Source organism: Streptomyces sp. NPDC104831 (genome assembly GCF_055583025.1).
This window is the reverse complement of the sequence record NZ_JBVJOT010000006.1, coordinates 1-22317: the sequence shown is the minus strand read 5'-3', so window position 1 is coordinate 22317 and position 22317 is coordinate 1. Positions and strand designations below refer to the sequence as shown.

Here is a 22317-nt window from a genome sequence, read left to right as displayed (position 1 = left end):
ACCGCTGACGGGGGTTCCGGAACCCCCCGGAGACCCGCCTTCTGCCGGCGGCAGAACACCGGCCCGACCGGGCTCGGCGATCACTACAGTCCAGGTCATGACGACCGTTACCACGCGCACGATCGAATACGCGGCCGACGGCCTGACGATGGTCGGGCACCTCGCGCTCCCGGCCGGCGCCGACCGCCGGCCCGCGGTCCTGGTCGGGCCCGAGGGGGTGGGGCTCAGCGACGTCGAGCGCCGCCGGGCCGAGGCGCTCGCCGAGCTGGGATACGTGGCCCTCGCCTTCGACCTCCACGGCGGGCGCTATCTGGGCGACCCGGAGGAGATGCTGGCCCGTTGCCTGCCGCTGCTCGCCGACCCCGACCGGATGCGCGGCATCGGCCACGCGGCGCTCGACGTGCTCCGCGCCGAGCCGCGGACCGACCCGGACCGGATCGCCGCCGTCGGCTACGGCACGGGGGGCGCGGTCGCGCTGGAACTCGGGCGCGACGGCGTCGACCTGCGCGCGATCGCGACGGTCAACGCGCTGACCACGGGCCGACCGGGCGAGACGGCACGCATTCACTGCCCGGTGTGGGCCGGGGTCGGGTCGGAGGACCCGATCATGCCGCCGGCGCAACGGGACGCGTTCACCGCCGAGATGCAGGCCGCGGGCGTCGACTGGCGCCTCGTGGTCTACGGCGGCGCCTTGCACGCCTTCCACCACCCACCGGTCGGCCACACCGTGCGCCCCGGCGTCGGCTACCACCCGCAGCACGCGCGGCGAGCTTGGCGTGACGTCGTCGACCTGCTCGCCGAGTGCCTGCCCATGGCGGAGTGATCCGCTCGGCGACCACGCCCCCGGAGGGCTTCGGAGCGGTGGGGGTGGGTTCCGTGGTCGCGGGCGAGGCGGTGGTGGCGGCGCGTGCGTAGCGCCAGAGCGCGGCGACGGCGTGGACGGGCAGCGTGCGCAGGGCCGGGTCGGCGAGGTCGCAGCGCGCTCGCTCCAGCCGCTAGCCACGGATCCAAGCCGCGACTGCCTTCCTGCTGGAAGAGACGGTGAAGACAACCCGCGGACGTACAAGGCCCCTTTGAGCGGGAGCGTGAGGTGCGGTCCGGGCCTCACGACGGCCCTCGGCTTCAGCACCCGGCGCTCGGGGCCGGCCGGGCTCGGCGGGGAGGGTCCGGGCGGGGTAGGGCCGCGTCGCACGCGGCGGCTCGGGGAGAGTTCGCGGCCGGCCGAGGTGAGGCGGCGGGTCCGGCCGGGGCCGGGGCAGCCGCGGGTCCGCAGCAGGTCGCCCAGCCGGGTGTCCGTGTCGGTCATCTCAACTCCGTCTACGCAAAGGTCTTGAACGAGGACGCCGTTAACGTACAACCTGTTCGGCAACCAGGACAGCGCACGGCGCCCGCCCTCCCGCTTTGGGGCGCCGTGCGAGTCCGGAGATCCCCGCCCCGCACCGGGGACGCCGTCTCCACTCCCTCCCGAGCCGCAGGAGTCCCCATGGCCGAGCCGTCCTCGTCCGCACCACCCCGCCGGGACGCCGCGGCGGCCTCGCCGCGCGCCGGAAGACCGGACCGCCGGCACGCGTGGCTGATCGCCGCGATGATCGTGACGTTCATGCTGGTCAACTACGCCGACAAGTCCGTCCTGGGGCTGGCGGCCGTGCCGGTCATGGACGAGCTCGGCATCAGCAACAGCACCTACGGCATGGTCTCCGGTTCGTTCTCGCTGCTGTTCAGCCTCTCGGGGCTGGCCGTCGGCTTCGTCTCCGCCCGCATCTCCAGCCGTGTGCTGCTGTTCGGCATGGCCGTTGTGTGGGCGGTGGCCCAGTTGCCGGTGCTGTTCGTGGCGTCGGTGCCGGCACTGGTCGCCGGGCGCGTGCTCCTGGGGGCGGCCGAGGGACCGGCCGCGTCGATGTCGATGCACGCGCTCTACAAGTGGTTCCCGGCGGACCGGCGGGGGCTGCCCTCGGCGTTGCAGATCGCGGGCGCGGCGCTCGGCACGCTGGTGGCCGCGCCGGCCGTGACGGGGCTGATCGGCAGCTTCGGCTGGCGGTCCGCGTTCGGGGCGCTGGCCGTACTCAGCCTGGTGTGGGCGCTGGCGTGGTGGCGGGTGGGGCACGACGGCCCCCACGGCGAGCCCCGGACGGCGACCGCCGCGGCGGGCGGACAGCGGCTGCCGTACCGGCGTGTGCTGCTGAACGGAACGGTGCTGGGCAGCATCGCCGGGGCGTTCGGCGCGTCCTGGGCCCTGGCCCTCAGCCACGCGTGGCTGCCCGCGTACCTGCGCACGCAGCTCGACATGACGCCGGGCACGGCGGCCACGCTGATCAGCGCGGTCTCGGCGTTCAGCCTCGTGCTCCTGCTCTCGGTGCCGCCGCTGCTGGACACGCTCCGCCGCCGGGGACTGTCGGACCGGGGGTCACGCGGCGTCCCGCAGGGGATCGCGGTGGCGGTGGCGGCACTGGCCATGACCGCGCTGCCGTTCGTCGACGCCCAAGGCGCCCATCTCGCGCTGCTCACCGTGGCGTTCGGGGGACACGCCATCGTCTTCCCGCTGCACTACATGACCACCTCGGCCGTGGTCCCGCCGCTCCAGCGGGGCGCGGTGTTCGGCATCGTCGCGGCGTCCGGCACCCTGCCGGGGCTGGTGGCTCCGTATCTGACCGGCCATCTGCTGGACTCCGCGCCCTCGCAGCACGCCGGCTACACCCACGCGTTCCTGCTCTCCGGCGGGGTGATGCTGGTGTGCGGGATCATCGCGCTGCTCACGGTCCGGCCGGACCGGGACGCGCGACGGCTGAACCCGGACACGGAGCAGCCGGCCGGGGACGTGCGGCGGTCGTGCCCGGGCGCACGGCGACCGGGCGGGGACGCGTAAGCGCGGAGCGAGGCACGGGGCGGTCCTCCGCCCCGGACGACCGGGCCCGCCCCCGGGCCACCGCGGTGCGGACACCCCTCCCCCGGCCCCAAAGCGCCCGGTCCCGCCGCTCAGGCCGGCGGCTCGAAGCCGCTGGCCCAGTAGCGGCCGCGCATCGCGAGGTCGAGCAGCATGCGCACGACCTCCTCCGCGGGCAGGGACGGCGCGTCCTGCTCGACCCACCAGCGCAGCACCGCCAGCTGCTCCCCCACCCACACCCGGGCGAGCAGCTCCGGGTCGATGCGCGGCTTGACGGCGTTGCGCTCCGCGCGTGCCCGGAACTCCTCCGCGGTGGCGCGCGCACAGGCGTCGACGAACATCCGCAGCGGTTTGCCGTCCCCCTCGCCGCGCAGCACGATCCGGTACAGGTCGCGTTCCTCGCGCGCGTGCCGCAGCATCTCCAGGACCGGCTTCCCGGTGAAGCCGACCGCGCTGTCGGCGACGGCCGGGGCCAGCCGTTCGCCGAGGGCGGCCAGCAGGTCGGCCGTCACCCGGGCGAACAGGTCCTCCTTGTCCCGGAAGTGGGCGTAGAAGGTCGCCCGGGCCACGTCCGCGCGCTCGGTGATGTCCTCCACGGTCAGCGCGGTGAAGCCACGCTCCAGGACGAGTTCCACCAGGGCCGCCCCCAGGGCGCGCCTCGACCGTCTGGTCCGTCTGTCCTCGGCCATGGAGCCCTCCTCGTTCCTCGCGCCTCGGTGCGCGCCCAGTGTAGGAGAGCCTTGACAGGCGAACAGTTACTGAACAATCTGTATGGCACTGATCAGTCGGTCCGGCAGTGGCAGGCCGCTGACCGCCGTCGCTCCCGACACACGCCTCGGAGAGGTCTTCATGAACCTCGGCACCTACTTGTCCCGCAGCGCCCGCTACTGGCCCGACGCCCCGGCACTCGTCTGCGCGGACCGCTCCTGGACCTTCACCGAACTCGACCGCGCGACGAACCGCCTGGCCTCCGCCCTGGCCGCCCGCGGCCTGCGCCCCGATGACGCCGTGGCCTCGCTCGCGTGGAACCGCGGCGAGCTGGTGGAGGTCGAATTCGCGCTGTACAAGGCGGGATTGACGCGCGCCCCCGTCAACGCCCGCCTCGGACGCGGCGAGATCGAGCACATCCTGCGCTACGCACCCGTCCGCGCCCTGGTCTTCGACGCGCCCCACCGCGAGGACGCCCTCGCCGCGATCACCGCCGCCGGCACCGGTTGCCTGCCCGTCCCGCTGGACACGGGGCAGGCGGACGGTGTCCCCTACGACGCCCTGCTGGCCGAGGGCACGGAGGCTCCGTTCCGCGTCGAGGTCGACGAGTCGCAGCCGTGCGTCCTGAACTTCACCTCCGGCTCCACCGGGTCCCTGAAGGCCGCGGTGCAGACGGTCGGCAACCGCCTGGCCAACATGCGCAAACTGCTGATGGCCGACGCGTCCCGGCCCCGCCCCGGCACCCGCTACCTGGCCTGCGGCCCCATCACCCACGCCACCGGGATGGGGCTGCTGGCGGGAGTGTTCGGCGGCTCCACGACGTACGTCCTGCCCGCCTGGAGCCCCGAGGGCTTCCTGGAAACGGTGGAGAGGGAGCGCATCACCGCCACCTTCCTGGTGCCCGCCATGGTGAACATGCTCCTCGCCCACCCCGGCGCCGAGCGCTACGACCTGTCCTCCCTGACGAGCGTGCGGGTCGGCGGCGCGCCCATCTCACCCCGGCGGCTGCGCGACGCGGTCGGGTTCTTCGGTCCGGTCGTGGCCCAGGGCTACGGGCTCGGCGAGACCACCAGCGTGGTCGCGGCCCTGAGCGGCGAGGAGATCGCCCGCGCGCTGGAGGAGGACCCCGAGTTGCTCCAGTCCTGCGGACGAGCCGTCTACGACACCGAGATACGCGTCGTGGACGAGGCGGGCCGCGAGCTGGGGCCCCGCGAGGTCGGAGAGGTCGTCGTGCGCGGACCCGACTGTGTGCGCGAGTACTGGAAGGAGCCCGCCCTGTCCGCGGAGACCTTCCGCGACGGCTGGGTGCACACGGGGGACCTCGCGTGGATGCGGGAGGACGGCTACCTGTTCCTGGTCGACCGCAAGAAGGACATGATCATCTCGGGCGGATTCAACATCTACTGCACCGAGGTGGAGGCCGCCCTCTACGAACACCCCGCCGTCCAGGAGGTGTGTGTCGTCGGTGTGCCCGACGAGCGGTGGGGCGAGGCGGTGAAGGCGGTCGTCGTACGCCGCGCGGACACGACCGTCACCGCCGAGGACCTGATCGCGTTCTGCGCGGACCGCCTCGACCGCCTCAAGAAGCCCCGCTCCGTCGACTTCGTCACCGGGCTTCCCCACAACCGCAACGGCAAGCTCGACCGCAAGGCGGTACGCGAGCCGTTCTGGGCGGACACCGCCCGCCGCGTCAACTGACCCCTCGTTCACGGAGCTACCGGTGACCTTCTCCCTGCGTCCCACCTACACCGACGCACGAACCGCCGGACTGGTGGACCGTCTGCGCGACTACCTCGACGGCGAACTCGCCGACCACGAACGCGAGCACGGCATCACCCGGGCCACCCGCCTCACCCGCGCCGACCTCGAACCGGTCTGGCGCCGCAGCCGCGAACTCGGCTTCTACGGCATCCACCTGCCCGAGGAGTACGGCGGCCAGAACCTCAGTCACTCCCAACTCGCCGCGCTGAAAGAGGAACTCGGCGCGAGCGGGCGCGTCCTCGCGCACAGTGTGCTCGGCGACATGGGCGGTCCCCTGCGGGCCGGTGACATCCTCCGGCACGCCACCCCACACCAGTTGGACACCTACCTGCTCCCGCTCGTCCGGGGCGAGCGGGCCTGCTGCTTCTCCCTCACCGAGACCGACGCCGGTTCCGACGTCCGCTCCATGCGCACCGTCGCCGTACGCGACGGCGACGGCTACCGGCTGACCGGACACAAGGTCTTCTCCTCCGCCGGCCCCTTCGCCGACTTCGCGATCGTGGTGGCCCGTATGGCCGGCACCGGCGAACGCGAGCGCGACAAACCGAGGTTCTCCGCCTTCCTCGTGGACCTGGACAGCCCCGGCTGCCGGGTCGAGGACGGGGCGACACCGATGTCCGGCGAGCACATCGAGAGCGACATCGTCCTGGAGGACTGCCACGTCCCCGCCGCCAACCTCCTGGGCGAGGAGGGCAACGGCATGCGCCTCGCGCTCGGCAGGGTCACCACCAACCGCCTGCTGCACTGCCCGACCGTGCTCGGCGCCACCCGCCGCGCCCTCCAGCTCACCCTGGACCGCGCCCGCACCCGTCAGGTCTCCGGCAAGCCCCTGCTCATGCTCCAGGCCATCCAGCACAAGGTCGCCGACATGGCCACCGACTTCTACGCCGCGCGTTCCATGACGTACGCCGCGCTGGCGGCGCTGGACGAGGGGCGCGAGGTGACCGCGGAGGCGTTCATGTGCAAGCTGTTCGTCGCCGAGTCCGCCTTCCGCATCCTCGACGAGGCCGTACAGATCCACGGCAAGGAGGGCCTGACCCAGGGCAACGAGATCGAGTACCTCTTCCGCAAGGTCCGCATGTTCCGGATCCTCACCGGCACGTCCGAGATCCAGCGCAACGGCATCGCCGGGCTCCTGGCGTTCCACCACTGACCCCGGCCGGCCGTCCCGGCCGGTCGGGAGTGGTCGGCTCAGGCCGGTCCGACCGCCGCCTCGGCGGCGGCGGCGAAGTCGTCGACGTCTCCTTCCGTGGTGTCGTAGGAGCACACCAGCCGTACCTCGCCTCGGCTTTCGTCGTTGAGGTACAGCGTGTACCGGTCCGAAAGACGGGCGCGGGCCACGTGAGGCAGCGTCGCGAACACCGCGTTGGCCTCGACGGGACGGCTGACCGTCACTCCCTTGATCCGTGACAGGAGGACGCTCAGCCGTGTGGCCATGGCGTTCGCGCGCCCCGCGTTGCGCTTCCACAGGTCCCCGTCGAGGAGCGCCTCGAACTGGACGGAGAGGAAACGCATCTTGGAGGCGAGCTGGGCGGAGCGTTTGCGCAGATACGGCATGCCCGAGACACGGGACGGGTCCAGGACCACCACGCATTCCCCGAACAGCAGGCCGTTCTTCGTGCCGCCGAAGGAGAGGATGTCGACCCCCGCGTCCGTCGTGCAGGCGGACAGGGGGACTCCCAGGGACACGGCCGCGTTCGCGAGGCGTGCGCCGTCCATGTGCACGGCCAGGCCGTGGGCGTGCGCGCGGGCGGTCAGGTCGCGGATCTCCGCGGGGGTGTAGCAGGTGCCCAGCTCCGTGGCCTGGGCCAGGGAAAGGGTCCGGGGCGGAGCGGAGTGCACGCCGCTCGCCTTTGCCACCGCCCGGTCGATCAGTTCCGGGCTCAGTTTGCCGTCCGCGCAGGGCGTCCCGAGCAGCTTCAGCCCTGCCATGTGCTCCGGGGCGCCCCCCTCGTCCTCGTTCAGGTGGGCCTGCTCGGCGCAGATCACCGCTCCCCAGCGACTGGTGACGGCCTGCAGCGCGATGACGTTGGCTCCGGTCCCGTTGAAGACGGCGAACGCCTCCGCGTCGGGCCCGAAGTGACGGCGGAAGGTGTCCTCCATGTGAGCCGTGTAGCAGTCCGTACCGTAGGCCTGCTGGTGGCCGCCGTTGGCCACGTGGAGCGCGGAGAGGATCTCCGGATGGGCACCTGAGCAGTTGTCGCTGGTGAAATCCCGCCGTCCGGGGTCGTGGCGCCGGACGGCGGCGCCGACGGGCAGCGTGAACGGCATCCAACGCTCCGTCACCGCGGCCTTCCGAGGCCGTGCCCGCGACGGTGTCCGCTCCCTTCAACCCCCGGCGACATAGGACCAGTACGGTTCGACGATCTCCCCCAGCTGCCGGGCGGTGTGGAGGATGCGGTCCGGTTCCTCTCCCCGGGCCAGGCCGTACTCGAGCACCTTGAGGGTCCCCTCCGCGACCTCGGGCGGCGGCCGGTCGCCCCAGCTCTCCATGTAGGTGAGCACGGGGCGGGGGGCGTCCGGCAGCCGGCGTGCGGCGGAGACGAGGCCGGAGAAGAGGGTGCACCAGGTGGAGAGGTCCGTGTGGAGGTAGAGGGCGGCTTCGGCGGGGCCTGCCTGGGTGCCCATCCAGGTGAGGTCGCGCACGACCCGGAAGAGGCCCTGGTCGACCGGTACCGGCGGTACGTCACCACCGGTGAGGCCGACGGACGGGGCGGCTTCGCGCAGCAGTGCGCGAGCGGTGGCGATGGTGTGCAGGACGAAGGAGAACAGGGTGGCCGGAATCTCGTGGCGGTGCCGGGACACCAGCAGTGCGTACGTGGAGAGTTCGGCTTCCTGGCACTGGTACTCGGCGAGCACGATGCGCTTGAAGTGGTCGGTGTCGATCTCACCGGTCCGGGCGAGTTCGACGAGCCGGTTGCCGCTGACGAACCGTTCGACGTCCGGTTTCATCGCTTCGACGAGCTGTTCGGCCTTCATGTGATCTCCCGTGTTCGATCGCAGAGGTGAGGGTGAGGGGCGTGGCGCCGCCGAACGCGGCGCCACCCGGACGGGGGCGGCTGATCCGGTGATCGACCGCCCCCGCTGGAAGACGTACCGGCTGCGGCCGGTGGCGGTGATGTCGTGGAAGGGGTCGCCTTCGAGGGCGACGAGGTCGGCAGTGGCGCCGGGGGTGATGGTGCCCAGGTCGGGGCGGCCCAGAAGGTCCGCGGCGACGCAGGTGGCCGCCCTCAGGGCACGCAGGGGGGTGTATCCGTGGGCGACCAGGGTGGGGAACTCACGCCAGTTCTCGGCGTGGGGGAACATCCCCGCGTCGGTGCCGAAGGCGGTCTTCACGTTCGTCCGGGCGGGACGCAGCAGTCCTTCGCGCAGTGCCTCGGCGTGTTCCCGGTAGTTCGCGCGGACGACCGCCGTGGAGCTGTCCCAGAAGTCGTCGTCGTCGAGCCGGTCGAGGAAGTTCGTCTGGGCGTAGTGGGTCGGCACCAGGAACACCCCGGCCTCCTCCATGACCTGGTAGGTCGACGGGGAGGCGAAGCAGCCGTGTTCCACACTGCGCACCCCGGCCTCGACGGCGCGCAGGATGGCACGGTCGGTGAAGAGGTGCGCCGCGCAGGGAAGTCCCAGATCGTCGGCGGTGGAGACGATGGCGCGCATCTCCGTGCTCGAGTACGCGGTACTGGTGGGGCTGTCCACGGGTGAGGAGAACCCGCCACCGCCCGCGAACTTGATCCAGTCGGCGCCGGCCCGGGACTGCTCGCGCACGGCGCGGCGCAGCCCTTCGACGCCTTCGGCCAGCGTGCCGATCCGGTGCCCGTACCGCAGGGCGAGGTCGGGCTGTTTGTCCCCGTGGCCTCCGGGGGGCGACAGGATGTTGGGCGCCGCCAGGATGCGGGGTCCCTCGATGAGGCCGTCCTCGACCGCCCGGCGCAAGGACACGTTGAGCGGCAGGTGGGCACCGCCCAGGTCCCGCACGGTGGTGAAGCCGCGGTGCAGCAGGGCGCGCAGGACGGGCACCGCGGTGAGGGTCTGGTAGGCGGCGGGTGCCGTCTCCGCGGCTTCGTCCAGGAGGTGGACGTGGCAGTCGATGAACCCGGGCAGGAGGGTGCAGCCGGGCATCTCGACGATGTCCGTCTCCGGACCGGCCGGAAGGCCGTGTCCGATCTCGGCGATCCGGCCGTCGTGCACGAGGACGGACAGGCCGTCCACCGGTGCGTCCGCGACCGCGTCCCACACTCGGTCGGGTCGCAGGAGCAGGTCTCTGCCAGGGGATGGGTGCATGGATACCTCCAGAGCGGCGGTGCGGGGGCGGGTCGGGCGGGGGCCGGGGCGCCTTGAGGGCCTGCGGTGTTCTGGGTCAGGACACGGTGAGCGGTGTGTACCGGGGGTCCTCCCACAGGTCTCCGGGCCCGGGATTGCCCGGCTCGGGCCGGGCACCGAGCTGCCGCAGGACCCCCCAGGCGGCGTTCAGGCCGGACGCGAGCGCGTGGTCGAGCCAGCCCGGAGACCACGAGGTGTCGTCACCGGCCAGGAAGAGGGCGTTCGGTGTCTCCCCGGGTACGGCCGCCGCGCCGCTGAAGTCCTTCATGAAGTGGGCGAACAGGTCGCGTTGGTAGTGGTGATCACCGGGACACGAGAAACGGTTCAGACCGCGGAAGTTCCGTTCGTTCTCCCACGACACCGTGACCGTCGCAGCCGTGTCTGTGCGGGCGCGCAGCTCGTCCGCCACCCGCGGGTGGATGGCGGCGAGATCGCGCAGGAAGAGGGCGATGCGTTCCTCCAGGGCGGAGGGCGCCACCTTCATGGCGTCCTGCGCCCAGGTGAAGCTGAGGTCCAGCACACCGCGCCGGCCCCCGGGTCCGCGCGGGGGGCCGTAGTCCAGGGTGTAGACGGCCCTCGGCAGCCGGTCGGTGAGGGTGACCCCGTCCATGGACGTCCCCTCCCAGAAGGGGCTGTCCACCACGAGCGCGGTCTTGGAGGACTGCCAGTAGTGCAACCGGCGGATGGCCCGCCACAGGCGCGGGCCGAGCGCGGGGGTGTGGGCGACGGTGGAGCGCACCTCCACGCCGGTCTCCAGCAGACGCAGCTGGGGGGTGAACACGGCGGCCGCGTAGTGTTCGCTGCGCCCGTCCTCGCTGTGCACCACGACCCCGCGGGACGCGTCCGGTTCGACGTCGATGGCGCGCACCGCGGGGCGCAATGCGCCCTCGTTGGCGGCTTCCAGGCTGTGGGCGCGCCCGTCGGGGCCCGTCGTGCGGTGCGCCCAGAAGCCCTCGGCCAGCCGGCTGATGCCGTCCGGCGCGTACAGCAGAGTGCTTCCTTCGGTGCACAACAGCAGGCGCAGGACCTCTATCACGCTGAGCTCGAAGAAGGAGTCCCAGGCCGCGGGCCCTATCCCGGCGGTGCCCAGCAGCCGTGCCTGGTCATGGCTCAGACCGGCGCCCTCCGGGTCGCGCAGGAAGCGGTAGAAGGACCACATCTCGAACCTGGTCAGCACCGTGCGCCAGCGGCGGCGCACCGCGGTGAGGTCGCGGGCGGCGACGTCTCGCTGGATCTGGAGGAAACCGATGCGGGCAAGCGCCCGCTGCCAGCGCGTGTACGCCTCGCGGAACTCCCCGTGGAGGCCGCACAGGTCTTCCAGGCTCCCCGCCGGGTACTGCCGTCCGTCGACGTCGAGCACGGTCAACGGCGTGGGAGCCGCGTAGTTGTCACGGAAGGGCTCCAGCCGTACGCCGAACGTGTGGGCGTACTGGCGCAGCAGCCGTGCGGATTCGGGAAACCGCAGACAGCCCAGTTCCACGACGGCGCTGTCCGCCTCGTCGAGTCGCCGGCTGTACATGCGGCCGCCCAGACGGCGGCCCCCTGGTCCGTCCTGGCTCCGTTCGGCCTCGTACACGACGGGCCGGCAGCCCGCCCGCAGCAGCTCATAGGCGGCTGCCAGTCCGCTGCCGCCCGCTCCGATCACGGCGACGCGCGCACCCGCGGTCCTCTCGGGCAGCCGCCCCATGCGCCGGCCGCCACCGACGTGCGCGGCGTAGTCGAAGGGGAAGTCGACCTGCAAGTCGCTGGCGGGCGGGGGTGCGCTGGGGCTCATCGCTGACTCCGTCGGGAAGGGGTGGGGAGGTTCCAGGTGTGCACGGGGCGGGCGCCCTCGGCGAGCTGCGCGTAGCGCACCGTCAGCTCCTCCAGGAGCGGGTCGGGCCGGCCGGCACCGTCGACGCGTGCGCCCCCGTCAGCGGTCCGCCCGGCTCGGCCGGCCGTCCCTGTCCCGGTGACGCCTTCCGGTGCCGGCGGGATCACGCCTCGTTCCGGTGCCGTGGCACCGGGGCCGGTCGTCTCCGGGTCCGCGCTTCCCGCGCGCCCAGATCGTCGGCTCAACGCCTCCAGCGTCCGCTGCTGCCACCACGCCCCGGTACGGCCCGACGCCGTCCGACGGCCCAGCAGGTCCAGTACGGTATCCGCCTCGGCGGCGTCCACCCCGGCCGCGACCAGTCCCTCCCGTGCCTGCGGCAGCAGCTCTTCGACCAGGGCGCCGGCCTCGTGCCTCCGGGGCGCGGAGCCGGGTGCGGGCCACCACAAGCTCGCCCGCAGGCCGTCACGCGCGGCCCGGTAGAAGTTCTCCCTGGCGTGGGCGAACGGCAGCTCCCGCGCCACGTCGCGGCCCTCGGCGGTCAGGGACAGGGTGAGACCGACCAGGAACGCCGTGTTCGCCGCCATGTCCAGCGAGGTCGGGCCGGAGGGGAGTGCCCTGAATTCGATCCGCAGGTGCCCGAGCGGGTCGTACACCGGCCGGTTCCACGGCCACACGGTGCTCACGTGCAGGCGCAGTTCCTCCAGCGACGGGCAACCGTTCGGCGAGACCTCGTCGTCCCCGGACGAGGACGCCGCCGGCAGCAGGACGTCGTAGCCGCGCACGGTTTCCTCGAACGCCGCGAGAGGACCGTCTCTCAGCCACGCGTGCCCGAAACCGACCCGCGGTCGTGAAGTCCCGCGACGGCCGGCGCCACGCTCCCCGAAGCCCTGTTCGTACACCGCGATGCGGGCCTCCTGCCAGCCGCGCCGGCCCAGCGGGAAGGGCGAATTCCCCGCGGCGGCCAGAGCCGGTCCGGTGGCGAGCTGGGCGGCGTTGTACATGGGGCAGAAGAGGTCCGGGGCCACTGTCAGGTGCACCTGCCAGGAACAGGCCGCGCCCTGGACCGCCACGGACTCGGCCCGCAGCAGTCCCTGGTCGCCCTCCCCCACGCACAGCGGGAACGGCGCGGGGCGCCGCCGGGCCCAGGCGCGTTCCAGCGCGTGGTAGCGCGGCAGATCCGTCAGCGCCCGTGCCGAGAGGTCGGCCGGTGTCAGCGTGGGCAGCGTCCCGATCGGTACCGCCCGGGCGCCGTAGCGCGGCAGTGACCACGCGGTGATCCGCGCCAGCGCCCGGGATGCCTGCGCGGCCAGCTCCGTGAACGGACGCCCCCGCAGGGAAACCGGCTCCAGGTTGGCTTCGAGGTTGAAACGGGCCACTTCCAGGGCGAGACCGTCGTCACCCAGTCCCTCGCGGACGGCCGCGTTCACCGGGGCGGGACGGCCGTCCGGCCCGACCAGCGACAGCTCCAGTTCCGCGCCCAACGTGCTCGGCACCTGCCCGAATCCGGGCCGGGCCACCAGCTTCTCCAACGCGGCGAGGCAATGCGCCAGGCGCACGCGGAACCGTGCGTACTCCTCTTCCGTGAATGCCACTCGTCCGACCTCGCGGCCCATATCCACTTCCTCCCGTACCTGACCTCACCCGGTCGCACTCGTCCCCGCGGCCCTCATTCGGCCGTGGCGACCGCCCGCCACCAGGACCGCAGCGCCGGCTCCATCCGCACCGCACTGCGAGTGATCCACTCGTCCGGTTCGTCGCGCGCCCTGCCGTACTCGATGACCTCCAGGACGCCGTCCGCCACCTCGGGAGGGTTCTCGCGATAGGCGCCGATGTACTCGACCGCGGCCTCGGGAACCTGCTCCGCCTCGCCCAGCACGTCGGCCAGAACGGCACAGGTGTTGCACCACAGGGTGAAGTCGGTGCGTGCCACGAGGGCCGCTTCCGCCGCTCCGGCGTGCAGAGCGACCCAGGAGATGAACTCGGTGAAGCGGCGCACCGGTTCCAGGCGAGGAGCACGGCGCATCTCGTCGGGCGAGAGGCCCAGCGCGGGCGCGAGGCCGCTCACCATCCGGTGCCGGGCCCGCATCAACTCGTGTGCGACGAAGGAGAAGAAGCCGCCGGGCACCTCATGCGAATAGCGGGCCAGCAACAGGCCGTACGCCGTGAACTCGGCTTCCTGTGACTGGAACTCGGCGAGGGCGAAGCTCCGCAGGTGCTTCGCCTCGATCATCCCCTCGCGGGCGAGGGAGAGGAACTCGTTGGCGCTGAGATGCTCGGGGAGGTTGATCCCCACGGTGTCGATGAACTCGGTGGCAGGCATGGAGGGGACTCCTCGGATCGGCAGATGGCATGTCGGGACGGGCGCCGGTCGCGTCAGGCACGGCGCCGACCGTCCGGGCCGGGTGCGCGGACCGGTGGGGCCGCGACGGGCCGCGGCCGCGCCGGAGTGCCGGGTGGCGGTCCGTACACCTCGTCGCCCGGCCGCCGTCCGGCGGGAGCGGTGCGCGCCGCCGGGCCCCGCTCCCGCATGTCCCGCGCCGTTCACGTGTGTTCCGTGGTCATGGCTGGTGCTCCGTTCTGGACGCTCCGTCACGCCGGTGGCAGGACACCGCCGTGTCCCTTCGGAGGTGTCGACGCGTCACCCGCGCCGCACTCGGCTCCCGGCACCTCACGGAGTGCCGGGCGGCACTCCCTCGGGCCCTGTACCGGCTCCCCGGGTGCGCGTGGTGCACACCCGCCCGGTGCCGGTGAAGCGTGAACGCGTTGAACGGCGGCCCGCATCGGTCCCCGCGCGTCCCCTCACTCGGACGGCCTCCCCGCCGTGCGTCCACTCGTCCGCGATCACAGGGTGGTCCCATGAACGATCCGCTCTTCGACCATGTCGCCGGTCTCGCCCTGCGTGCCGCCGCAACGGAACGGGCGTGCCCCCGCGCGAAGGCCGGCCCGCCCGCGACCGGACAGCGGCAACCCTGCGGGGTGCGGGCGGTGTCGGACGCGGAAGGCGAAGCGGTGGCCGGCTCCGGCGGGTCCGCGTGATCCGTGTGCTCCGCCTCGAACCGTCGTCGGCGGACGACGCCGCGTCGGGCGCGGTCCGGTGACCTCCGGCGCCGGCGGGTCACGCGTCGGTACGCCCTACCGGTCCACTCGTCCGGGTCGTCCCGCGCGTGCCACGGCGGAGTTCCCCCGAAGCGCAGTCAGGGACCGGGCGTCGTGCGGGCGGGCGGGCGGGCGGGCGGGCGCCGCGAACCGCTGCGGCAGGTCCCCGCGTTCCCACCGCTTTGCTGTCGGGCTGCGGGAGATGCGGGCGCGGCCGGTGCCGTACCGGCGGGTGCCCGGGGCGGTGTGGCGTTCGCCCGCAAGAGCCCGCAGGCGGGTCTGCCGGGAAGGCGGGTCGGTGCACCCCTGCGGAGGGGGAGTCCGGACTCGGTGGCCCGGAGCGCACGTTGTCACACGTACGCCTCCTTCGTCGGGCCTGTGTCCCCCGGCCCACTCCTCGGCTGTCCGTGCCCCCACGGTCGTCTTCCGTTCACGGCTCTCGCGGTGCCGGCTCCAGGAGTTCGGCGAGCATGTCGTCGAGCATCGCGGCGTCCTGGGCGGCCCTGCCCAGTGCCACTCCGTCCCACGGGGCCAGCCGGCGCAGGGCGGAGTAGGTGCCCGGGGTGACGGCGCCGCCGTAGATCAGGGTGAGGGCGACGCGGCCGGATGCCGCGTGACGCAGGGCGTCCAGTACGCCGGCGGCCTGATGGGGTCCGGCGCCCCTCTCGGAGCCGATGGCCCAGACGGGTTCGTAGAGAACGGTGGCCGCGGCGCCGGCGGGAAGGAGGTTCAGGGCGGTCGACGCCTGCCGGCGGACGTGGGCCACGGTCTCGGCAGGGCCAAGACGCTCGTTCTCACCGACACAGATCACCGGAGTCAGCCCGGCGAGCGAGGCCGCCCGTGCCTTGCGGCCGACAAGCAGGTCGTCCTCGGCGAACAGGTGGCGTCGCTCGGCGTGTCCGACCATGACGTGCGTGCAGCCGATCTCGGCCAGCAGGTCGGCGGAGACCTCTCCGGTGATCGCTCCGGCCTCCCACCACACGTTCTGGGCTCCGATGGTCATGCCGGTTCCCTGGATGCGGCGTACGCCGAGGGGGAGGAGCGGGTGGGGCAGGCAGACGCAGAAGCGGAGCCGTCCCAGGGCGTCGGCCCTGGGCAAGAGGACGCCGTCGATCCATGCCTCGGTCCGCCGCAGACCGAGGTTCATCTTCGTGCTGGTCAGCGAGACGGGCGTGGCCATATGCGTTCCTGTTCCTACTCGAGGTTGGTGTGGAAGGCGAGCATGTCCTGCGGGTCGACCTCGTGCAGCCGCTCGTAGGCGAGGATCAGGGAGTCGAAGAACAGCAGGGCGCCCTGTTCGAAGAGGGTGCCGACGAACTGGACCGATCGGCCGGGTTCGTGGTCCTGGCTGTACTCGCCCAGGTGGACCACCAGATCGGCCTGCCGGGCCAGCCGCGAGCCGGCGTTCGCCGTCACCGCGACGATCCGGGCTCCCGCACCGGCGGCGTTCTCCGCCATCAGCACCGACGTCGGGGTCTCACCCGACCCGCTGCACACCAGGAGCAGATCACCGGGGCCGATGGCGGGAGTGGTGACGTCACCGACGGCGTGGGCGTGCATCCCCAGGTGTGTCAGACGCATCGCGAACCCCTCCGCGGAGAGCTTGGAACGGCCGGCTCCCGCGACGAAGATCCTCCCGGCGTCGCGGAGGGAGGCGACCAGGGCGGCGGAGACCTGATCGTCGACGTGGGAGAGCAGGGCATCGAGTTCCCGCACGATGACGCGCCGGGCCGAGGCGTAGGGACCGTCGACGCCCACGGCCACCTCGGCAGGGGGTACGTGGGTTTCGGCAGACTTGTCCTGGTCGACCATGTGGTGTCAATCCTGTTCAGACCGATGGGCACTGTTTGCTGACTCCTGTCCAGCCGATGAGCGGCGGGGAAGCCGGGAGTCCCGAGGCGCGGCTTCCGCGCCGGCGCGCGGGGCCGGGCGGAAAGACGTGCCTTCCGGGCGTGCCACGGCCAGGAGTTCGGGGGGTGCGGTGAGGGGTTCGCGCGTCCGGGCTTCCCGGAGCCGGTGGGCCATGACGCGCGTGTACGACGACGATCGGGCCCGCCCCGTGGAGCCTGGTGCCGGCTCCGCGCCTACGCCGCCGGACATCGGTTCACTCCGGATCCCCGGCGGCCTGGACCGCTGCCGTCTCCGGAAGAGGAAGGGGCGGACGTCGACGGCGTTCGGCCGGTCGGCGTCTGTGCCCGGGATCCGTCACCACGATCCCCTGCCCCGGCTGGTCAACGGAAGTCACGTGTCTTCTTCGGTGCAGCGGATCGTCCACAGCCGTGCACCACCTCTCCGTCGTTTCGATCAGCTCTTCTCCCGGACCACGCTTCACCCGGTGGCCCTGCCCTGCGATTCTCCGGGAGAAGGCTGCTCACGCCTCCAGGCGTACAGGGATGCGTGAACGTGTTGAACGGCGTCCGTCCGGCTGCCGCCCGCGCACCGCTCGTCCGGTTCTCAGAGCGCGCCTGGCGGGGAGGCGAGGTGTGAGAGGCTGCTCAGCAGGCGAGCAGCCTCGGGAACGCGCCGGAAGCGCACCAGCCCTGCCCGTAACTCCTTGACCAGCAGCGCGGATCGCTGGGAGTGCAACAGGGCGCACTGCTCGGTGAAGTACCGGCCGTGGACGCAGGCTTCGTCGACTCGGCCCACGTCGAGCAGGACGAGCGCCAGGCGCGCCTGGCTGAGGGCCCTCCTGCGCCGTTCGTGGGCAGGGCGTTCGTCGGCCGCGTACCTCAGCGCCTCCAAGGCCGCTTGGGTGTCCCCGAGCCGATGGAGCACCTGTCCCCTCCGATAGGCCAAGCCGGCCCTCGGATAGGAGGTGAAGAGCCCCGGGCAGGGCGTGGTCCGGCCCAGACACCTCTCGGCCGTGTCCAAGTCCTGGTAGGCGGTGCGACGTTCGCCGGAGAGCGCCCGTACGTGGGCCCGCTGGGCCAGTACGAACGCCTGCAGGTCGTCGCTGTCCCCGGTGCCGGTGGCGGCGACCGCCGCGTCGGCGAGGTCGGCCGCGTAGCGCAGGGCTCCCAACCGGACCGCCTGGACACTCAGCGCTCGGAGCGTGACGGCACGGGTTCGGGGATCCCCGTTCTCGGCCGCGATTCCCAGCGCGGCGTAGTAGTAGCGCTGTGCCAGCGCCTGGTGACCCGCGTCCGCCGACATGTCGCCCAACAGGTGCGCCAGTTGCGCGGTCACCGACAGAAGCCGGCGTCGTACGATCGGCGGTGTCGGTCTCGTCAGCAGTCGCCCGACGTCATCACCGAGGTACGAGGCGGGCAGTGCCCGGGCGTGCGCGCCCCCGAACCGGGACCAGTCGGCAGCCATCTGGTCCAGCATGAACTGGACCCTCTCGATGTCGGCGTCACCGACCCTGCCGCGACGTGCGCCGCTGCCTGAGTCCTGCCGTGCGGACGGCGGTTCGCCGCCCGGCAGGGGCAGTTCCCGGAACACCGGACCCAGCAGCTTCGGGCGACGGGCGGGATCGGCATCGGCCCTGGCCAAGGCGACGAGACCGCGGATGGAGTCCTCCTCCCCCTGTTCTCTCGCCGCCTCGCCGGTTCCGTCCCGGTCGCCGTTCCCGACCAGTCCCGTCTCAACGGGACTGACGGGGCGGCCCGTTCGGCGCGTCAGTACTTCGGCCACCAGCTCGGGTATCGGTTCCCTGGGTCGGGAGCCGCCGAGCCAATGGGCCACCGCGGTGCGGTCATACCGCAGTGACCTCCCCTCGCCGACCGCGAGGCGGTTGACACTCCTCGCCAGTTCCGCGGCGCTCATGTCCGCCTCAGCCAGTAGTTGCGCGAGCGCATCGTTGCGTCTGCGACGGCGCGGCACCCGTCCCTCCTCCGCATCGGCCTGCCTGTCGGTACGTGCTCCTGTCGTCGTGCGGTCCGTCCGCCTGCCGAGGCCGAACGGGACGGAGCGCTGTCCATCGTGCTCGCGGTGCAGGCTGTGCCAATGGCCCCGACGGGGCAGTACGCACACTGCCCCGTGTGACGAGCACCCGCTCGTGGGCGTGCACACCCCGTGCGCGCGACCGCGCGCCGCTCGGCAGGCAGCCGGAACACCACCCGATGGGCTGCCGGGGCCCGGAAAGAGTCTCGTCGTGACAGAAGAAGTCCGGGCCTTCCGCTCGTACGTCCCCTTACCTACCCGTCTTTTCCACTTGCCGCCTGTTCACGCTCCAACTGACCGATTCTTTGAAATCTATGGCCTTTATCCACTGCCATCAGGCGTTCATCCGCAGGGAATTGCGATACGACCGCTTTGAGGATCCGAGTGGTGGATCACGGCGTCGCGAGACGTCATCACGAACTCGTCGATCTGGAGTGGAAGTTGCCCGATGCACACCGGCGGGGCCCCACTGCTGTCGCGGGGCCCCGCCGGGGTGCGGCGTCGTCGGTTCCGGTCAGACGGGAGCCGGCCGGTTCCGGTCGCCCGTGGGTTCCAGGCGGACGACGATGCCCTTCGACGTGGGCTGGTTGCTCATGTCGGCGACGCTGTCGAGCGGCACCAGGACGTTCGTCTCCGGGTAGTAGGCGGCTGCCGAGCCCTTGGCCGCCGGGTAGGACACGACCTCGAAGTTCTCCGCCCGGCGCTCGGTGCCGTCCTCCCAGACGCTCACCAGGTCCACCCGGTCGCCCTGGGCGAGGCCGAGTTCGGAGAGGTCGGCCGGATTGACCAGGACGACGTGGCGGCTGCCGTGGATGCCGCGGTAGCGGTCGTTGTTGGTGTACGGGACGGTGTTCCACTGGTCGTGCGAGCGCAGGGTCTGCAGCAGCAGGTGCCCCTGGGGAGCCAGGGGCACCACCCGCTCGTTGCAGGTGAACCGCGCCTTGCCGGTCTCGGTCCTGAACACGCCCTCGTTGACCGGGTTGGGCAGCTGGAAGCCTCCCGGACGGGTCACCCGGGCGTTGAAGTCGTGGAAGCCCGGCACGATCCGGGAGATGCTGTCGCGGATCGTGTTGTAGTCGCCCTCGAACCTGGCCCAGGGGATGTCCCCCACGCCGTCGACGGTCAGCCGGGCGAGCCGGCACAGGATGGCGACCTCGCTCAGCAGCATGGACGAGGCCGGTTCGAGCCGCCCTCGGGAGGTGTGCACCTCGCTCATGGAGTTCTCGACGGTGACGAACTGCTCGCCGTCGGCCTGGACGTCACGCTCGGTGCGCCCCAGCGTCGGCAGGATCAGGGCGGTGTCGCCGCAGACGGTGTGCGAGCGGTTGAGCTTGGTGGAGATGTGGGCGGTCAGCCGGCACGAACGCATCGCCTTCTCGGTGACCTCGCTGTCCGGTGCCGCGCGCACGAAGTTCCCGGCCAGGGCGAGGAAGACCTTGACGCGGCCCTCCAGCATCGCCTTGATCGAGTTCACCGAGTCCAGGCCGTGCGGGCGCGGCGGGTCGAAGCCGAACTCCTCCTGCAGGGCGTCCAGGAAGGTGTCCGGCATCTGCTCCCAGATGCCCATGGTGCGGTCGCCCTGGACGTTGCTGTGGCCGCGCACCGGACAGGCGCCCGTGCCCGCGCGCCCCAGGTTGCCGCGCAGCATCAGGAAGTTGACGATCTCCCGGATGGTGGGCACGCCGTGCTTGTGCTGGGTGATGCCCATCGCCCAGCACACGACGACGCGTTCGCTGCGCAGGACCTCGTCGCGGACCTTCTCGATCTCCTGGCGGGTCAGTCCCGTCGCCGCGTGCACGTCGTCCCAGTCGACGGTGCGGGCGTGCCGGGCGAAGTCCTCGAAGCCGGAGGTGTGGGCGTTGATGAAGTCGTGGTCCAGGACGGTGCCGGGACGCGCGTCCTCCGCCTCCAGCAGCAGCCGGTTCAGTGCCTGGAACAGGGCGAGGTCCCCGCCCGGTTTGATGTGCAGGAAGCGGTCGGCGATCTGGGTGCCCCGCCCCACGACCCCACGCGGCTTCTGCGGGTTCTTGAAGCGCCGCAGCCCCGCCTCCGGCAACGGGTTGACCGCCACGATGCGGCCGCCGTTGCGCTTGGCCTCCTCCAGTGCGGAGAGCTGCCGCGGGTGGTTGCTGCCCGGGTTCTGCCCCACCAGGAAGATCAGGTCCGCGTGGTGGAGGTCGTCGAGGCTCACGGTGCCCTTGCCGACACCGAGCGTCTCGTTCAGGGCGAAGCCGCTGGACTCGTGGCACATGTTGCTGCAGTCGGGCAGGTTGTTGGTGCCCAGGGCCCGGGCGAAGAGCTGGAAGACGAAGGCGGCCTCGTTGCTGGCCCGGCCGGAAGTGTAGAAGACCGCCTCGTCGGGCGAGTCCAGCCCTTCGAGTTCCTGCGCGAGGACGCCCAGGGCGTCGTTCCAGCCGATGGGCTCGTAGTGGTCCGATCCGGGTCGTTTGATCATCGGCTCGGTGAGCCGGCCCTGCTGGTTGAGCCACATGTCGGAACGGGCGGCCAGATCGGACACGCTGTGCTCGCGGAAGAAGTCGGCGGTGATCCGGCGCGTCGTGGCCTCGTCGTTGATGTGCTTGGCACCGTTCTCGCAGTACTCGTTGCGATGGCGCCGGCCGGGGGCGGGGTCGGCCCAGGCGCAGCCGGGGCAGTCGATCCCGCCCACCTGGTTCATGGTGAGCAGGTCGACCCCGGCCTTGCGCGGGGAGGTCTGCTCCAGGGAGTACTCCAGCGCGTGCACGACGGCGGGCACCCCGGCCGCCCACTTCTTCGGCGGTGTCACGGAGAGGGAGGTCTCCGGCTCCTGACCGGGCGGGTTCTGCATCGCTTGGCCTTTCTCTTGCCGTGTGCGGGTGGGCGGGTCAGCCGACGGGCCACTGGGCGACACGGCTCCTGGGCGGTTCCGGGGTGTCGTGCTGGACGCGGCCGTTGCGGATGGTGCCGCGCCAGGCGCCGCCCTCCTGGCCGAGCCCTTCGATGAAGTGCTTGAAGTTGACCAGTTCGGCGCGCACCAGCCGGGCGGTCAGCCCCGTGACCCCGGGGGTGCGGGTGAGGACCCTCGCGGCCCCCTGCGGCCGCAGGAGCACCCGGACCGTGATCGCGGTGCCGCCGGACCCCGTGGGCCTGAACTCGACCTCGCCCTCGTGGGTGGGGTGCTGCCCCAGGCCGCGCCAGGCCAGGTAGGCGTCGGGGTCCTGCTCCACGATCTCGACCGGGAAACGGTGGCGCAGCAGGCCGTAGCCGATGGTCCACGCGGTGACGGTGGGCCTGACCTGCTCGACGTCGCGCACCACGGCCGAGAAGCGCGGGAACGCCTTGAACTGCGTCCACTGGTTGTAGGCCGTGCGGACCGGCACCGCGACCTCGGCCCTCTCCTCGACGTGCCACTCGCGCACCGGACGGCGGCGCTTGACGCCGTCGCCGTCGGAGCGCATGCCCGGGGTGTTCGGCACGGCCTTCCCGCCATCGTCTTCGTGCACCATCATGGTCCTTCTTCCGGCGAGGGAGCCGGGCGTCCGGAGACCCGGCCCTCCCCTCATGGATCAGGGCACCACTTCCGGTTCCCCGATCACGGGATTCGAGTCACCCGAGCGCGCAGGCGTACCGGGCGGCCCCGAGCACGGGAAGGTGCGGGTCCGCCCGGGGCGTGGTAGCGGCGTTGATCACGGACTTCTCCAGGTGGCCGACGGTCACCTCCCAGCTTCACCCCTGGACGCGGCCGCCCGCCACTCATCGTGACCCGGTAGGCGGAGCGGCGACCGGGCCCCGGTCGCCGCTCCGCCGTCCCCTCGGGGTCCCTCCCTCCTTTCCCCCGTCCCCGCCGCCCCTGGCCGTTGGAAACCCCCCCCTGCCCACA

16 protein-coding genes are annotated in these 22317 nt (G+C 72.1%); 5 read left to right on the top strand and 11 right to left on the bottom strand.

What is annotated here, in order from left to right; translation table 11 throughout:
• Window positions 1-97 precede the first annotated feature (97 nt).
• A complete protein-coding gene (locus ACZ63H_RS06045; RefSeq protein ID WP_469862572.1) occupies window positions 98-823 on the top strand; it encodes a dienelactone hydrolase family protein in 726 nt (241 codons plus the stop codon).
• 660 nt (window positions 824-1483) lie between these two features.
• Window positions 1484-2863, top strand: a complete 1380-nt coding sequence (locus ACZ63H_RS06040; RefSeq protein ID WP_469862570.1) for an MFS transporter — start codon at window positions 1484-1486, stop codon at window positions 2861-2863.
• Window positions 2864-2973: 110 nt separating this feature from the next.
• On the opposite strand, the gene ACZ63H_RS06035 is transcribed toward ACZ63H_RS06040, so the two are convergent.
• Window positions 2974-3570 (bottom strand): TetR/AcrR family transcriptional regulator, encoded by a 597-nt coding sequence (locus ACZ63H_RS06035; protein WP_469862568.1) that lies wholly within the window; start codon window positions 3568-3570, stop codon window positions 2974-2976.
• Window positions 3571-3652: 82 nt separating this feature from the next.
• On the opposite strand from ACZ63H_RS06035, the gene ACZ63H_RS06030 reads away from it, so the two are divergent.
• Together ACZ63H_RS06030 and ACZ63H_RS06025 are read left to right on the top strand one after the other, a co-directional pair.
• A complete protein-coding gene (locus ACZ63H_RS06030; protein WP_469862566.1) occupies window positions 3653-5287 on the top strand; it encodes a class I adenylate-forming enzyme family protein in 1635 nt (544 codons plus the stop codon).
• Window positions 5288-5309: 22 nt separating this feature from the next.
• A complete protein-coding gene (locus ACZ63H_RS06025) occupies window positions 5310-6503 on the top strand; it encodes an acyl-CoA dehydrogenase family protein (RefSeq protein WP_469862564.1) in 1194 nt (397 codons plus the stop codon).
• Between the two features lie 38 nt (window positions 6504-6541).
• On the opposite strand, the gene ACZ63H_RS06020 is transcribed toward ACZ63H_RS06025, so the two are convergent.
• From ACZ63H_RS06020 to ACZ63H_RS06000, 5 genes are all read right to left on the bottom strand, one after another.
• Window positions 6542-7621, bottom strand: coding sequence for a threonine aldolase family protein (locus ACZ63H_RS06020; RefSeq protein WP_469862562.1), 1080 nt, complete (start codon window positions 7619-7621; stop codon window positions 6542-6544).
• Between the two features lie 57 nt (window positions 7622-7678).
• The gene (locus ACZ63H_RS06015; RefSeq protein WP_469862560.1) at window positions 7679-9628 is read right to left on the bottom strand and encodes a metal-dependent hydrolase family protein; all 1950 of its coding nucleotides are present in this window, start codon (window positions 9626-9628) and stop codon (window positions 7679-7681) included.
• A gap of 76 nt (window positions 9629-9704) precedes the next feature.
• Window positions 9705-11441, bottom strand: coding sequence for a flavin monoamine oxidase family protein (locus ACZ63H_RS06010; RefSeq protein WP_469862558.1), 1737 nt, complete (start codon window positions 11439-11441; stop codon window positions 9705-9707).
• Window positions 11438-13072, bottom strand: a complete 1635-nt coding sequence (locus ACZ63H_RS06005) for a glutamate-cysteine ligase family protein (protein ID WP_469862556.1) — start codon at window positions 13070-13072, stop codon at window positions 11438-11440. Before ACZ63H_RS06005 ends, ACZ63H_RS06010 begins: the two co-directional genes overlap by 4 nt.
• 74 nt (window positions 13073-13146) lie before the next feature.
• Window positions 13147-13800 (bottom strand): hypothetical protein, encoded by a 654-nt coding sequence (locus ACZ63H_RS06000; protein ID WP_469862555.1) that lies wholly within the window; start codon window positions 13798-13800, stop codon window positions 13147-13149.
• Between the two features lie 536 nt (window positions 13801-14336).
• Between ACZ63H_RS06000 and ACZ63H_RS05995 the strand changes: the two genes are divergently transcribed.
• The gene (locus ACZ63H_RS05995) at window positions 14337-14516 is read left to right on the top strand and encodes a hypothetical protein (protein ID WP_469862553.1); all 180 of its coding nucleotides are present in this window, start codon (window positions 14337-14339) and stop codon (window positions 14514-14516) included.
• A 490-nt stretch (window positions 14517-15006) separates the two neighbouring features.
• Here ACZ63H_RS05995 and ACZ63H_RS05990 read toward each other — a convergent pair whose 3' ends face one another.
• The 5 genes from ACZ63H_RS05990 to ACZ63H_RS05970 all read right to left on the bottom strand — a co-directional run bounded on the left by ACZ63H_RS05990 (window position 15007) and on the right by ACZ63H_RS05970 (window position 21943).
• Window positions 15007-15756, bottom strand: a complete 750-nt coding sequence (locus ACZ63H_RS05990; protein WP_469862551.1) for a triose-phosphate isomerase — start codon at window positions 15754-15756, stop codon at window positions 15007-15009.
• Window positions 15757-15770: 14 nt separating this feature from the next.
• Window positions 15771-16388 (bottom strand): 6-phospho-3-hexuloisomerase, encoded by a 618-nt coding sequence (gene hxlB, locus ACZ63H_RS05985; RefSeq protein WP_469862549.1) that lies wholly within the window; start codon window positions 16386-16388, stop codon window positions 15771-15773.
• Between the two features lie 642 nt (window positions 16389-17030).
• Entirely contained in the window at window positions 17031-18341 is a 1311-nt protein-coding gene (locus ACZ63H_RS05980; RefSeq protein ID WP_469862548.1) for a tetratricopeptide repeat protein, read from the bottom strand.
• 631 nt (window positions 18342-18972) lie between these two features.
• Entirely contained in the window at window positions 18973-21285 is a 2313-nt protein-coding gene (locus ACZ63H_RS05975; RefSeq protein WP_469862546.1) for an FdhF/YdeP family oxidoreductase, read from the bottom strand.
• A gap of 37 nt (window positions 21286-21322) precedes the next feature.
• Window positions 21323-21943, bottom strand: a complete 621-nt coding sequence (locus tag ACZ63H_RS05970) for an SRPBCC family protein (RefSeq protein WP_469862778.1) — start codon at window positions 21941-21943, stop codon at window positions 21323-21325.
• Window positions 21944-22317 lie beyond the last annotated feature (374 nt).

Bases quoted from the DNA above. Each gene is read 5' to 3' on its own strand.
- ACZ63H_RS06045 (WP_469862572.1), top strand. From the start codon at position 98: ATGACGACCGTTACCACGCGCACGATCGAATACGCGGCCGACGGCCTG.
- ACZ63H_RS06040 (WP_469862570.1), top strand. From the start codon at position 1,484: ATGGCCGAGCCGTCCTCGTCCGCACCACCCCGCCGGGACGCCGCGGCG.
- ACZ63H_RS06035 (WP_469862568.1), bottom strand. From the start codon at position 3,570: ATGGCCGAGGACAGACGGACCAGACGGTCGAGGCGCGCCCTGGGGGCG.
- ACZ63H_RS06030 (WP_469862566.1), top strand. From the start codon at position 3,653: ATGGCACTGATCAGTCGGTCCGGCAGTGGCAGGCCGCTGACCGCCGTC.
- ACZ63H_RS06020 (WP_469862562.1), bottom strand. From the start codon at position 7,621: ATGCCGTTCACGCTGCCCGTCGGCGCCGCCGTCCGGCGCCACGACCCC.
- ACZ63H_RS06015 (WP_469862560.1), bottom strand. From the start codon at position 9,628: ATGCACCCATCCCCTGGCAGAGACCTGCTCCTGCGACCCGACCGAGTG.
- ACZ63H_RS06010 (WP_469862558.1), bottom strand. From the start codon at position 11,441: ATGAGCCCCAGCGCACCCCCGCCCGCCAGCGACTTGCAGGTCGACTTC.
- ACZ63H_RS06000 (WP_469862555.1), bottom strand. From the start codon at position 13,800: ATGCCTGCCACCGAGTTCATCGACACCGTGGGGATCAACCTCCCCGAG.
- ACZ63H_RS05995 (WP_469862553.1), top strand. From the start codon at position 14,337: ATGAACGATCCGCTCTTCGACCATGTCGCCGGTCTCGCCCTGCGTGCC.
- ACZ63H_RS05990 (WP_469862551.1), bottom strand. From the start codon at position 15,756: ATGGCCACGCCCGTCTCGCTGACCAGCACGAAGATGAACCTCGGTCTG.
- hxlB (WP_469862549.1), bottom strand. From the start codon at position 16,388: ATGGTCGACCAGGACAAGTCTGCCGAAACCCACGTACCCCCTGCCGAG.
- ACZ63H_RS05980 (WP_469862548.1), bottom strand. From the start codon at position 18,341: ATGAGCGCCGCGGAACTGGCGAGGAGTGTCAACCGCCTCGCGGTCGGC.
- ACZ63H_RS05975 (WP_469862546.1), bottom strand. From the start codon at position 21,285: ATGCAGAACCCGCCCGGTCAGGAGCCGGAGACCTCCCTCTCCGTGACA.
- ACZ63H_RS05970 (WP_469862778.1), bottom strand. From the start codon at position 21,943: ATGGTGCACGAAGACGATGGCGGGAAGGCCGTGCCGAACACCCCGGGC.